The sequence below is a fragment of the Aciduricibacillus chroicocephali genome, from assembly GCF_030762805.1.
Taxonomy (GTDB): Bacteria; Bacillota; Bacilli; order Bacillales; family Amphibacillaceae; genus Aciduricibacillus; species Aciduricibacillus chroicocephali.
The window spans coordinates 588,057-600,266 of record NZ_CP129113.1; the positions used below are offsets into that span (position 1 = coordinate 588,057).

The window sequence follows — 12,210 nt, forward strand, 5'->3', positions numbered from 1 at the left end:
ATCTCCTTTTTGTCACTGTATGCGGGAGTGGGAACAAACGTCAAACACAAAAAAACAGTCCAAACGCTTTAGCGCTCGGACTGCAAAGATTGTGCATAGGTTGAATTTTTCTTTCTTATAGTTGCAATGGCGAAACCGATTAGGCCGCATAGGATGGCAGGTACTAGCCAGCCAAGCCCTTCGTCATATAATGGCAAGTACTGAAGCAGCCCTGAGATCGGACTGAATTCAACTTTGAATGCTTTTAACATGTCGAAGAGGCCGATAAAACCTGCTGCAAGCATTGCGAAATTGTATACTTCAGAATGTCCTTTGAACCACCTGTGCAAGAAACGGGCGGCAATGAGGACAATTGCGACCGGATAGATTCCGACTAGAACTGGAAGTGTAATAGCAATTAGCTGATCAAGTCCGATGTTAGCAACGATTGTTGTAAAGGTAATAATGCCGAACACAGCAATTTTGTATGACAACCGTGGTATGATTTTGGACAAGTATGTCGCACAAGCTGTTGTCAGACCGATCGCTGTTGTCAAACAAGCGAGTGTTACAGCGATACCAAGCAGAATTTGACCGAACACACCCATTTGAAGATGGGTAATCTGTGTAAGGATATATCCACCATTTCCTGCATTCGGAGCGATGGAGCGGCTTGTTGTTCCAATCCAAGCGAGAGAAATGTATACGAGACAAAGTCCAAAAACTGAAATAACTCCTGATTTTAACGTAATTTTTGTAATGGTTTTCTGGTCTGATATTCCTTTTAGCTTAATTGAATTAATTATGATGATTGCAAAGACGAGCGCAGCAAGTGCATCCATAGTTAAGTATCCTTCAACGAAACCGCTTGAGAATGGAGTTTCATCATATGGAGCCATAGGTGTCCCGCTCGTTCCAGCTGGATGAATAATAGCTACAATGACGATAAGTGCGATGATTCCGAGAAGAACAGGTGTAAGGATATTGCCAAACCAGTCAGTTATTTTACTTGGGCGTAGTGAAAGCCAAGCTGTAATCGCAAAGAAGCAGATAGAGAACAGGGCGAGCGCCAGTCCTTGATGGGCTTCAGGTATAAAAGGTGAAGCACCAATTTCAAATGAAACGGTCGCCGTGCGTGGAAGGCCAAACAATGGTCCGATTGTCAAATAAACGATTATTGGAAAAATTGCACCGAAAATTGGATGTGCTTTTCCAGCAAGGTCTTGCAACTGACTGCCACTTAAAGAAACCGCAAGCACACCGAGGAATGGAAGACCTACCCCTGTAATAAGGAAACCGAGTATCGTAAGCAGGACATTGGTTCCTGACTGTTGTCCAAGCAAAGGTGGAAAGATGATATTGCCAGCTCCGAAGAATAGAGCGAACATTGTAAGCCCCAGCTTGAATATTTCTTTATTGGGTAAAGCATTCATTATAATAATTCCTCCGAATGATTTTCTTATTGTTATCAGTCTTTTTTAAAAAGGAAAATAAAGGTAAAATCCGTCCGACAGCACATTAAATACCTCGGTTATTCAGTCTGAATAAGAGAATACGGACTGAGTGACCGAGGCGCTAATGACGAATTGTGACGAAAAATGTCTATCGGTTATTTTCAGTAACTACTATACTGTGTCAACGAATGTTCTGTCAAGTTCGAAAATAAATACAAATTGGTTATGTTTGGAAAGCGGCTTTTGAAAATAGGCTTTTTTAAGCAGGAAAAATAGACATCATGGGTGGAAAGGGATATATTTTAAATAGGGCGTTTTCCAATAAGAATTGGGAAGCGCACATTGAGACGAATTTTCTTTTGAGAGTGGAGGAATAACGGATGGCAACTTATGACTTGATTATCAAGAATGGAACAGTTGTAACAGCCGAGCGCACAGTCCAGGCCGATATTGCGGTTAAGGACGGCAAAATTATCAAAGTTTCACCTGACAAGGCGATTGAAGAATCAGCTGATCGTGTGATCAATGCTGAAGGTCTTCATGTATTCCCTGGTCTAATCGATTCACATGTGCACTTCAACGAACCTGGTCGTGCTGATTGGGAAGGTCTTGAAACAGGTAGTAAAAGTCTTGCAGCTGGTGGAGCTACGTCATTCTTTGACATGCCTTTGAACAGTACACCACCAGTAATCAATAAAGAGAATCTTGAACGCAAACAGGAATTGGCGAAAGAAAAGTCTGTCGTCAATGCTTTCTGCTGGGGCGGACTTGTTCCTGAGAACATCAGTGATCTAAAAGCTTTGCATGATGGCGGCGTCATCGGTTTCAAAGCATTCATGTCTCCAAGCGGTATTGAAGATTTCAACAATGCGGATGATGAAACACTATATAAAGGTATGAAGGAAATTGCTTCATTCGGTTCTCTACTAGCAGTTCACGCTGAAAGCACTGTCATGTGCGAAGAGCTTGCTGCTGAGAAGAAAGCTGCCGGCAAGACTTCTGCACAGGATTATGTTGATTCACGACCGATCATTTCAGAAATCGAAGCAGTTAAGCGTGTCATTTCCTACGCTGAATTGACAGGTTGTAAATTGCATATCGTACACGCAAGCAGCCGTAAAGTCGTTAAAGTAATTGAAGATGCGAAGAAGCGTGGCGTAGATGTAACTGTTGAAACTTGCCCACACTATCTAGCTCTTACAGTTGAAGACCTTGCTGAGCAGAAGGCGATTGCAAAATGTGCACCGCCACTTCGCGACAAGCATGAACTGGAAGACCTTTGGGAAGCTGTCAAAGCTGGCGAGATTGATACAATCGGTTCTGACCACTCACCAGCTCCAGCTGATATGAAAGTCATCACTGATAACTTCTTTGAAGGATGGGGCGGTATTTCCGGTGCCCAGTCTACATTGAATATCCTTCTTACTGAAGGTCATTTCAAACGCGGTGTTCCATTGGAAAAAATCGTTGAAGTCGCAGCAACAAACCCTGCGAAAATCTTCAACATTCCAATGAAGGGTAAAATTGACGCTGGTTACGACGCAGATATCACGATCGTTAATTTGAGCGAAAGCTTTGTTCTTGAGAAAGATGATTTGGAGTATCGTCATAAGCATTCACCATACATCGGTCATGAATACCAAGGAAAAGTAAAAACAACAATCGTAAACGGTGAAGTTGTTTTTGAAAACGACAAAATCGTTGCTGGTAAATAATTATTCAAAGAAAACTCCTTGAGGAGGCAAACTGCCAGCTCAAGGAGTTTTTTTGAGTTTATAAGGACGAAAAACCCTCGCTGAATGGATGAACCAGCGAGGGTTTTTCTATTTGAGTCACTATGAAATTTTTAGCTAATCATGCTGTCGTACCGAACTGCGGGTTTTCCATTGCTTCCTTTACTTGCGGAAAATGGCTTTGCAGTATTTCTGAGGATAGCGTGTAAGCTTGGAGTTTCTTTTTATGCTGTTTGACAATATCGATTGAATCGTTGTAGCCGAACATATACAGACGAATATCCTTTTTGTTCTGTTTTGTATCTATGATAACTGGTGTCACGCCTGTTGCCGGATGAAGGAAAAGTTCTTCATTACCCGGGAATATATGTTGGGATTTAAGAAATTGGGCTTCGTTGAAGTGTTTGACAAGCATTTCTTTTTGAGAGTCAGAGAGCTCTTTGCCTTCGTACGAAATAGTCGTATCTGCAGAAGAAATCTCAGGATGCAGTTCGAACTTCTTCGTTATCCACTTCACGGCATCATTAGGGAGGCAAGTGACAAGCAGTTTAAGTAAAGCAAGAATAGCAGTGATGATAATTGCACCTGTAGTCATCTAGTTGTCATCTCCGTAATAGTTGAATTGTAGTACATATTTATCTTACGTCTCTGTACAGGTGAATTCAAGTCAATGTGAAATGTGTCACAAATTGTTCATGAGAGAGATGTGGACAAAAAAATTACTCCTCAATTCCTTGTTAAAAAAGAGAAATTTTCACCGCTTTATAAAGGTTTAGTTTTCCTTCAGGACAACCGGGTATTGGACTGAAGGAGGTGGATCAATGCCTAAAACGATATGGCTTGCAATAGGATTTGCAATTATTCATTTGCTATCAAAACATATGAAATTTTTAAAGACGGTGCCGCGAAGCTGGCTGCTGTCCGTAGCAGGGGGCATCGCAGTTGCGTATGTATTTCTCAGGACGCTGCCAGAATTGGGTGAGTATCAGCTCGGAAGTGCTAAATTACAAATAGAGTCTGAAATTTATTTGTTTGCGATGCTCGGTCTTGTACTGTTTTATGGATTGGAGCGGCTTGTAAGTGAATCCAAAAAGCATACCGTAACATCAGGCACGAGCAACGGGGTTTTCTGGATTCATATGGCATCATTCTCACTGTACAATGGACTTATTGGCTATTTGCTAGTGGACGGAGAGTATAAGAGCATAAAGGGACTGCTTTTCTACTTTATTGCGATGGGTGTTCATTTTATTTCCAACGATCATGGTCTGCGCCAGACACATAAGGAAGTATATGATACGAAAGGAAGATAGTTGCTTGCATTTGCCGTAGTGGGCGGTTGGATTGTAGGTAAACTGGTTAATGTCGATTCAACAGTAGTTGCCTATTTGTTCGCATTTCTTGCGGGTGGTGTCATTCTAAACGTTATGAAAGAAGAACTTCCGGAAGAGCGGGAAAGCAATTTTTGGGCTTTTCTCGTTGGGCTTGTGGCATATTCGTTAGTTCTGTTTATTAGCTAAACAAAAAGAAACGGGCTCATCCATAGAGGCCCGTTTCTTTATTTATATTTAAGGTTTTAGAATAACTTTAATACAGTCGTCTTCATGTTCATGGAACTTTTTGTATGCAGCTGCAGCATCATCAAGTGGCAAAACATGAGAAATGATTGCCGTTGGATCAAATTCTTTGTTCATGATTTTTTCAAATAACATTGGCATGTAATGAATAACAGGTGCCTGACCCATGCGCAGGGTGATATTCCTTTCGAATAGGTTGCCAAGGGGGAACATGTTGTAAAGGGAACCATATACACCAGTAACTTGGATTGTACCGGCTTTACGAACAGATTCATGTGCAATTTCAAATGCGCTCAATGTGCCGCCTTGAACTTTCATTTTCTGTCCGACTTTTTCAAGAAGATTCTTCTTTCCATCCATACCGACACAGTCGATTACAATATCAACGCCGCCACTTGTTATTTCTTTCACATGGCTGCCGACTTCATCGTACTCCTCGAAGTTCAATATCTCGACATTATTCATTTTCTTGGCATGCTGGAGACGGTATGGGACACGGTCGATTGCAATGACACGGCTAGCACCTTTCATCCAAGCGAATTTTTGAGCCATCAATCCGACAGGTCCACAGCCGAGAACAGCGACAGTATCACCTTTCTTTACACCGGCATGTTCAACACTCCAATAGGCTGTCGGCAAAACGTCCGACATGAAGAGCAATGCTTCATCGGGCAAATCACATTCTTCCGGGATGAGGAAAGGGGTAAAGTTGCCATACGGAACCCGTAAATACTCAGCTTGTCCACCAGGATAATTGCCGTATCTTTCTGTAAATCCGAGATAGCCGCCACTGTCAACATGTGGGTTCGTGTTCGAATGGTCACATTGACTCTCTAAATCATGTTTACAGTAATAGCAATCGCCGCAAGCAAGGTTGAATGGAATAACAACCCGATCGCCCTTCTTCAGTCTTGTTACTTCAGGACCGACTTCCTCTACGATACCCATGGGTTCATGGCCAATGACGTAATCTTTATGGGTTGGAAGAGCTCCAAGATAAATATGCAAATCTGATCCGCATATCGCAGTTGATGTTACTTTGATGATCACATCATCGGGTTTTTCAATTTTTGGTGCTTCAACATTCTTAACCTGGATATCCTTCGCTCCCTGGAAAGTTACAGCTTTCAAACTTACCACTCCTCATAGTTGTATGTGATATGATTCAGCCTACGGTCAATTCTTTAAGCTGTATTGTTATAGACATACCCCAAAGCAGAATTGAAATGCAAAATTAAATGAACAAATTTAAAATTAAGATGTACTCTATACTCCCTTTTAGAGTTGCTTAGGTTAACGGGGGGATATGAGAAATATTGGAATAAGTTTAGAGAATGAAATTCACTCGTATGGTACGATAATTGAAGAAAAATAAAATATCCAGAATGGGGGAAAATTATGAATATCCGCAGAGCCGGAATTGAAGATCTTGGAGCAGCAGCTGAAATGTTTAATTTGTACAGGATTTTTCAAAAACAGCAATCAGATAAAGAAGGTGCTGAAGATTATCTTAAGGAGAGGCTGGAAAAGGAAGAATCCGTTATTTTCTTGGCCTATGATGAAGAAAATCGAGTAGAAGGCATTGCTCAGTTATATCCGCTTTTCTCTTCCGTCAGCATGAAACGAATCTGGCTGTTAAACGATCTTTACATAAAGGAAGAAGCTCGTAATAAAGGTTACGGAAAGAAGCTGATTGAAGAAGTGATCAGATTTGCAAAAGACACCGGAGCTGGCGGCGTGTCTTTGGAAACATGCGATGATAACTACGGGGCACAGCGTCTTTATGAAGGCATTGGTTTTAAGAAAGAGACGAATTATTTCTATCATCTCAGCTTATAGTCAGGAGGGTGAATGATGTCTGATTTTAAATACGAAATAATTGAGAGTTTAGGTATACTCTCCGAATCAGCCAAAGGATGGACAAAAGAACTGAATCTGATTAGCTGGAATGGTCGGGAGCCTAAGTATGATTTGCGAGATTGGGCTCCAGATAAAGAGAAGATGGGAAAAGGGATTTCGCTTTCGTCAGAAGAGTTGAAGGAACTAAAGAGGATTCTCGACAATCAATAATTGAAGGCCGGGAAAGAAATCCCGGCCTTTTCAGTCAATCTTCAAATTTTATATCAATTTTCTGTTCGAGTCCTTTTGTTTTCTTAGGCATTGTGACACGCAGGACTCCATTTTTATAACCGGCCTGCGTTTTATCAATTAAAACATCTGCCGGCAATGTAATTGTACGCTCGATACGGCCGACTGAGCGTTCTTTCTGCGCCACACGTTTTCCTTCGAATTCTGTGCCAGGATCACGGACTGCACTGATCTTTAAATGACGTTCATCAATAATATCGATTAGAATGTCTTCTTTCTTTGCAATACCTGGAAGGTCACATAATGCAATGACACTGTCTTCTTCTTCGTAGATATCCGCCAGCAATTCTACTGGTACTGGTACGGGAACTTGAACCTTCTTGTTGTCGAGAAACGCAGAGATGTTGAAAGGAGGAAACCCCCCGAAATAATCAGTAAATCGTTCCGAGTAATCATTTGCCTCTTTTGTACCGCGACCTGGGATTAGTGCCACAGAATCATCTCCTTAATATTCTTATAATTCAAACATAATGGATAAAGACTTATAAAGCAAGCGAAATATAGGTAGAAAAGATTATTTCCTACCCGTGCAACAATAGAACTATGTGAATTGGTGTGCATTTTTATAATATGATTTATCTTCTTCACATATGTCCATTTACCTTATTTAACATGAGGGTAAACTTAATTTAGAAGTGGGAGGGGATTATTTTGTATTTAAATGAGTTGGAAAAAGGATTCCAAAACAAGACGCTCGAACCAATGACATTTGGAATGGGCTGCTTTTGGACACCGGAATCCCGATTTGGAGCAATCAATGGAGTGAATCGTACATGTGTTGGCTATGCGGGCGGTACGACAGACAATCCAACATATCGAAGAATGGGCGACCATACAGAAACAATCCATGTTGAGTTTGATCCGAATATCATCTCCTATGAAGATTTACTCCGCCACTTTTGGCGTAATCACTATCCAAATCGTGACGAGTATAAGGGCAGGCAGTATATTTCTCTGTTGCGCTATCATAATGACGGGCAAAAGCAGTCCATTGAAAATATAAAGCAGGAAATGGAAAAAGAGCTCGGGGAACCAATTGAGACAGAAATTGCTCCTTTTGAAAATTTCACACATGCTGAAATACGACATCAGAAGTATTACTTGAAACGTTATCCGAAGGCGCTGGAACAGCTGAATGACATAATACCGAATGAAGAGATGCTTACCGATTCCACATTTGCGGCCAAGCTCAATGGCTTTGTAAAAGCTTTTATCACACGGGATGTGCTTATTGAGGAAATTAATTTCTGGCCAATTGAAATGGAGGCAAGGGAATTCTTGAAAAAAAGGTTAATGCATATGAAATGGTAGCTTGTTCTTAAACAGAAGAAAGTGGTATTTTCATATGGCTTATAGCTCAAACAGGCAAAAGGTGATAAATTATAAAGATATGATTGCAAGCTGAAGAGACTATATTTCTTCGCTTATATTAACTAGAGGGAATAGGTGTTTTGTATGAGTCTGTTAACTGTTAAGAACTTGAACCATGGTTTTGGAGACCGGGCTATTTTTGAAGATGTTTCTTTTCGATTGCTGGCAGGTGAGCACATTGGTTTGATTGGAGCCAATGGTGAGGGAAAATCTACGTTTATGAATATAATCACAAAAAAACTGATGCCGGATGCAGGTATAGTTGAATGGGCAAAACGAGTGCGTGTCGGTTACCTGGATCAGCATGCGGACTTGAAGCAGGGCATGACAATTCGTGATGTACTGCGAACGGCGTTTCAGTTTATGTATGACATGGAAACAGAAATGAATGAGTTGTTCGGCAAAATGGGCGAAGTTGAGCCGGATGAGCTGGAGACTCTCTTAGAAGAAACAGGAAAAATTCAAGAAACGCTGGAACAGAGTGGCTTTTATATTATCGATGCAAAAGTGGAGGAAGTAGCGAATGGCCTAGGGCTGAATGATTTTGGACTTGATCGTGATGTCCACGACTTGAGTGGTGGACAGCGGACAAAGGTTCTTCTTGGAAAGTTGCTTTTGGAAAAACCAGATATTCTCCTTCTCGATGAACCGACGAACTACTTGGACGTAGAGCATATTGAATGGCTGCGTGGCTATCTTCAAGACTACCCAGGTGCATTTATTCTTATTTCTCACGATATTCCATTCCTGAATAGTGTTATTAATCTAATCTACCATATGGAAAACCAGCAAATTACACGCTATCCGGGAGATTATGAAGAATTCAAACGCGTATATGAAATGAAGAAGCAGCAAGTTGAAGCTGCTTACAAGAAACAACAAAAAGAAATTGCGAATTTGAAAGATTTTGTAGCGCGGAACAAGGCGAATGCAGCGACAAGCCGCATGGCTCAATCGCGTCAGAAAAAGCTTGATAAGATGGACATGATCGAACTGGATGCAGAAAAACCGAAGCCTCATTTTGATTTCAAACCGGCAAGAACTCCAGGGAAGTTTCTATTCGAAACAAAAGACCTTGTTATCGGTTACGATGAACCGCTGTCCAGTCCACTCACTCTTACAATGGAGAGAGGGCAGAAAATTGCTCTGTCAGGTGCCAACGGGATTGGTAAGACGACATTGTTGAAAAGCTTACTCGGTGAGATTCCAGCATTGTCTGGCTCTGTAGAACGAGGAGAGCATCTTCACATTGGTTACTTTGAGCAGGAAATTAAAAATGAAAGTGATAAAACATGCATTGAAGAAGTTTGGAGTGAATTCCCGCATTTCACGCAATATGAAGTACGTGCTGCTTTAGCACGTGTAGGTTTGACTACAAAGCATATTGAGAGCAAGGTGAAAGTGCTCAGCGGTGGAGAGCGTGCCAAGGTTCGCCTATGTAAGCTTGTCAATCAGGAAACGAACTTGCTCGTTCTTGATGAACCGACGAATCACCTTGATCAAGATGCGAAAGACGAATTAAAACGAGCGTTGCAGGAATATAAAGGCAGTGTGCTGCTTATTTCTCACGAGCCGGAATTCTATGAAGGACTGGCGACGGATATTTGGAATGGCGAGAAATGGACAACAAAAGTATTTTAAGATGAGAATCGGCAGCTGGAACTCCTGGCTGCCGATTTTGTTCTAAGATAAAATATTTGCATGTAATCTGTCCTCGACGAATAGGTTGTAACAAGAGTTGGACAACTTGTTTCGGGGAGTGCAGTGAATGAGTGTTTTCTTTGGTTACGTTTTTATGGGACTGGCTATCGCAGCGCCAATTGGTCCAGTGAACGCCGCTCAGCTGGACAGAGGAATTAAGAGTGGTTTTTGGCATGCATGGCTAGTCGGCCTTGGTTCCATTATGGCGGATTTTGTGTATGTTGGTGTCGTCTATCTTGGACTTATTCAATTCATGGAAATTCAGATTGTCCAAGCTTTCCTTTGGTCTTTTGGTACTTTTGTACTCATGTATACAGGAATTGAAGGTATTGTGAATGCCGGGAAGATTGATATGCGCTCGTCTGATAAAAGACAAACTGCGGCCAAATCATTTTTTGGAGGTTTTCTAATCTCCATATCAAATCCTTTGACGATCCTGTTTTGGCTCGGAATTTATGGATCAATCCTAGCAAAGACTTCTGCAACCTATACGACATTCCAAATTATTCTTTACAGCTTTGCGATTTTTCTCGGGCTATTTGCATGGGATTTGTTCATGGCGACTGTCGCGAGTACTTCGAAGAAATTTCTCAATTCAAAAGCACTCAAATGGATTTCAACTTTTTCCGGCCTTTCACTAATTGGATTTGCCATTTATTTTGGAATAGAGGCATTCAAAATACTGTTCATGTAAATGAAAAACAAGGAGACTGTCCGCTTAATGGGCAGTCTCCTTATCCTTATTTTTGTTCATGAAGTGTTTGATAATAAACGCTATAACAATCAGTATAACGAACAAGATACTTACATAAAACCCGGGGCGACTTTCTTTATCAACGAGCGTCCCGCTAATGGCAGCGGCAATTAGCAGCATGCCGATATATCGTTTGATATGTCCGCCACCTTTCACCTCAATAAGCCGAGGGAAGGAGAACAGAATGAAGAGCCAATTGTACATGAGCATGAGACCGGCGGATGTAGTAATGTATTCGTACACTTTTCCGGGCATCAGAACAGATAGTACAATTGAAGCAATGAGTCCGCAAATGGTAAGCAACAGTGCAAATGGCTGGACTTTCAACTTCCATTTAATCGCAAACAGTTTTGGAGCGTCACCATCTTCAGCGAGTGTTACAATCATGCTTGTAACAGCGAATAATGAAGCTGACATAGTAGAAAAACCAGCAATGATAATAGCTCCAATGAAAATGTGGGGGAAGAAATCGAGATTGTAATCAGCTAGAGCGACAACGAACGGACTCTCATTGATTTTGAACTTTTCGAGGGAAGCAAGACTAGTCGCTAGGATAAGCGAAATCAGATAGATGATTGTAAGAACGATGAGCATAACGGATGCAGACTTTACAGCATCCTCCCGATTCTTAAGTCTTGTTGACATGATTCCCATAATTTCAATTCCTCCGAAAGCATAAAAGCCGAATATCAATGAGGCCCACAAACCCATTACGCCACTTGGGATGAAATCGCCCACTGTCTTTGAAAATTGGAAATCGGAGCTGCCGCCGCCGAACAGACCAAAAATTACAGCGATGGCGAGTATGATGAACATGAAGATGGCTGCAATTTTAATGACCGCGAAGATATTCTGTGCTTTTTCAAAGCCGCTCGTTCCAATCAGCACGACAATGACACCGAGTATGGCATAAAATGTTCCAAAAACCCAAAGTGGCCAGTCAGGGAACCAGAATTTGGACAAGATGGAGAGAGCGGTAAGCTGACTGCCGACTATGAGAATTTCTGAGAACCAGTATACCCAACCGCTGCTGAAGCCCGCCCATGACCCATAAGCTTTTTTTGCATAAGAGCGGAAGGCACCTTTTTGAGGGTCCTTTGCAGACATTTTGGCTAGTGCTTCAGCGACAATATATGTCCCGATTGCTGCGAGAATAAATGAAATGATAATAGCTGGTCCAGCCATTTTGATGCCGATGACCGAGCCGAGAAAGTAGCCGGTTCCAATGATGCAACCGACTCCAACGAGGGAGAGCTGCCACCAGGCTAGCTTTTTTTCGTCCTTGGAATTAGCTGAAGTTCCCAATTGAGGATCGACTCCTTTCATGAGAATTAGTATTGACGGGAGAGAAAGTTTTATGCGGGGTATGTACCAGTTGAGAAGATAGAAATTTCTTTGGACAAACGAGCCTAAAACGATATAGTGGTTTCATCAAATATAGAGGGTATAAAACTCCTGATACGGTTTGCCAAGGGCATACCATGCATTATAAT

General features: G+C 41.6%; 13 protein-coding genes. 8 read left to right on the plus strand and 5 right to left on the minus strand.

What is annotated here, in order from left to right; genetic code table 11:
• Positions 1-68: 68 nt before the first annotated feature.
• On the minus strand, positions 69-1,412 hold the full coding sequence (gene brnQ, locus QR721_RS03090) for a branched-chain amino acid transport system II carrier protein (protein WP_348029016.1): 1,344 nt from the start codon (positions 1,410-1,412) through the stop codon (positions 69-71).
• Between the two features lie 401 nt (positions 1,413-1,813).
• Here brnQ and QR721_RS03095 point away from each other — a divergent pair, with 401 nt between their 5' ends.
• Complete coding sequence (locus QR721_RS03095) at positions 1,814-3,148, plus strand: allantoinase (RefSeq protein ID WP_348029017.1); 1,335 nt, start codon at positions 1,814-1,816, stop codon at positions 3,146-3,148.
• Between the two features lie 139 nt (positions 3,149-3,287).
• Here the strand turns inward: QR721_RS03095 and QR721_RS03100 are convergent, their stop codons facing one another.
• Positions 3,288-3,761: a YfmQ family protein gene (locus QR721_RS03100; RefSeq protein ID WP_348029018.1), complete on the minus strand. Its 474-nt coding sequence runs from the start codon at positions 3,759-3,761 to the stop codon at positions 3,288-3,290.
• 226 nt (positions 3,762-3,987) lie between these two features.
• On the opposite strand from QR721_RS03100, the gene QR721_RS03105 reads away from it, so the two are divergent.
• Both QR721_RS03105 and QR721_RS03110 read left to right on the plus strand, forming a co-directional pair.
• Complete coding sequence (locus QR721_RS03105) at positions 3,988-4,479, plus strand: hypothetical protein (RefSeq protein ID WP_348029019.1); 492 nt, start codon at positions 3,988-3,990, stop codon at positions 4,477-4,479.
• Positions 4,480-4,686, plus strand: coding sequence for a hypothetical protein (locus QR721_RS03110; protein ID WP_348029020.1), 207 nt, complete (start codon positions 4,480-4,482; stop codon positions 4,684-4,686).
• Between the two features lie 48 nt (positions 4,687-4,734).
• Here QR721_RS03110 and QR721_RS03115 read toward each other — a convergent pair whose 3' ends face one another.
• The gene (locus QR721_RS03115; RefSeq protein ID WP_348029021.1) at positions 4,735-5,874 is read right to left on the minus strand and encodes a zinc-dependent alcohol dehydrogenase; all 1,140 of its coding nucleotides are present in this window, start codon (positions 5,872-5,874) and stop codon (positions 4,735-4,737) included.
• 267 nt (positions 5,875-6,141) lie between these two features.
• On the opposite strand from QR721_RS03115, the gene QR721_RS03120 reads away from it, so the two are divergent.
• Both QR721_RS03120 and QR721_RS03125 read left to right on the plus strand, forming a co-directional pair.
• Positions 6,142-6,582 (plus strand): GNAT family N-acetyltransferase, encoded by a 441-nt coding sequence (locus QR721_RS03120; protein WP_348029022.1) that lies wholly within the window; start codon positions 6,142-6,144, stop codon positions 6,580-6,582.
• Between the two features lie 15 nt (positions 6,583-6,597).
• Complete coding sequence (locus QR721_RS03125; RefSeq protein WP_348029023.1) at positions 6,598-6,813, plus strand: YdbC family protein; 216 nt, start codon at positions 6,598-6,600, stop codon at positions 6,811-6,813.
• Between the two features lie 34 nt (positions 6,814-6,847).
• On the opposite strand, the gene QR721_RS03130 is transcribed toward QR721_RS03125, so the two are convergent.
• Positions 6,848-7,324, minus strand: a complete 477-nt coding sequence (locus QR721_RS03130) for an Hsp20/alpha crystallin family protein (protein WP_348029024.1) — start codon at positions 7,322-7,324, stop codon at positions 6,848-6,850.
• Positions 7,325-7,542: 218 nt separating this feature from the next.
• Between QR721_RS03130 and msrA the strand changes: the two genes are divergently transcribed.
• The 3 genes from msrA to QR721_RS03145 all read left to right on the plus strand — a co-directional run bounded on the left by msrA (position 7,543) and on the right by QR721_RS03145 (position 10,657).
• A complete protein-coding gene (gene msrA / locus QR721_RS03135) occupies positions 7,543-8,202 on the plus strand; it encodes a peptide-methionine (S)-S-oxide reductase MsrA (RefSeq protein WP_348029025.1) in 660 nt (219 codons plus the stop codon).
• A 144-nt stretch (positions 8,203-8,346) separates the two neighbouring features.
• Positions 8,347-9,903: an ABC-F family ATP-binding cassette domain-containing protein gene (locus QR721_RS03140; RefSeq protein WP_348029026.1), complete on the plus strand. Its 1,557-nt coding sequence runs from the start codon at positions 8,347-8,349 to the stop codon at positions 9,901-9,903.
• A 127-nt stretch (positions 9,904-10,030) separates the two neighbouring features.
• The gene (locus tag QR721_RS03145) at positions 10,031-10,657 is read left to right on the plus strand and encodes a LysE family transporter (RefSeq protein WP_348029027.1); all 627 of its coding nucleotides are present in this window, start codon (positions 10,031-10,033) and stop codon (positions 10,655-10,657) included.
• 24 nt (positions 10,658-10,681) lie between these two features.
• Here the strand turns inward: QR721_RS03145 and QR721_RS03150 are convergent, their stop codons facing one another.
• Positions 10,682-12,022, minus strand: a complete 1,341-nt coding sequence (locus tag QR721_RS03150) for an amino acid permease (protein ID WP_348029028.1) — start codon at positions 12,020-12,022, stop codon at positions 10,682-10,684.
• Positions 12,023-12,210 lie beyond the last annotated feature (188 nt).

Bases quoted from the DNA above. Each gene is read 5' to 3' on its own strand.
- brnQ (WP_348029016.1), bottom strand. From the start codon at position 1,412: ATGAATGCTTTACCCAATAAAGAAATATTCAAGCTGGGGCTTACAATG.
- QR721_RS03095 (WP_348029017.1), top strand. From the start codon at position 1,814: ATGGCAACTTATGACTTGATTATCAAGAATGGAACAGTTGTAACAGCC.
- QR721_RS03100 (WP_348029018.1), bottom strand. From the start codon at position 3,761: ATGACTACAGGTGCAATTATCATCACTGCTATTCTTGCTTTACTTAAA.
- QR721_RS03105 (WP_348029019.1), top strand. From the start codon at position 3,988: ATGCCTAAAACGATATGGCTTGCAATAGGATTTGCAATTATTCATTTG.
- QR721_RS03120 (WP_348029022.1), top strand. From the start codon at position 6,142: ATGAATATCCGCAGAGCCGGAATTGAAGATCTTGGAGCAGCAGCTGAA.
- QR721_RS03125 (WP_348029023.1), top strand. From the start codon at position 6,598: ATGTCTGATTTTAAATACGAAATAATTGAGAGTTTAGGTATACTCTCC.
- QR721_RS03140 (WP_348029026.1), top strand. From the start codon at position 8,347: ATGAGTCTGTTAACTGTTAAGAACTTGAACCATGGTTTTGGAGACCGG.
- QR721_RS03145 (WP_348029027.1), top strand. From the start codon at position 10,031: ATGAGTGTTTTCTTTGGTTACGTTTTTATGGGACTGGCTATCGCAGCG.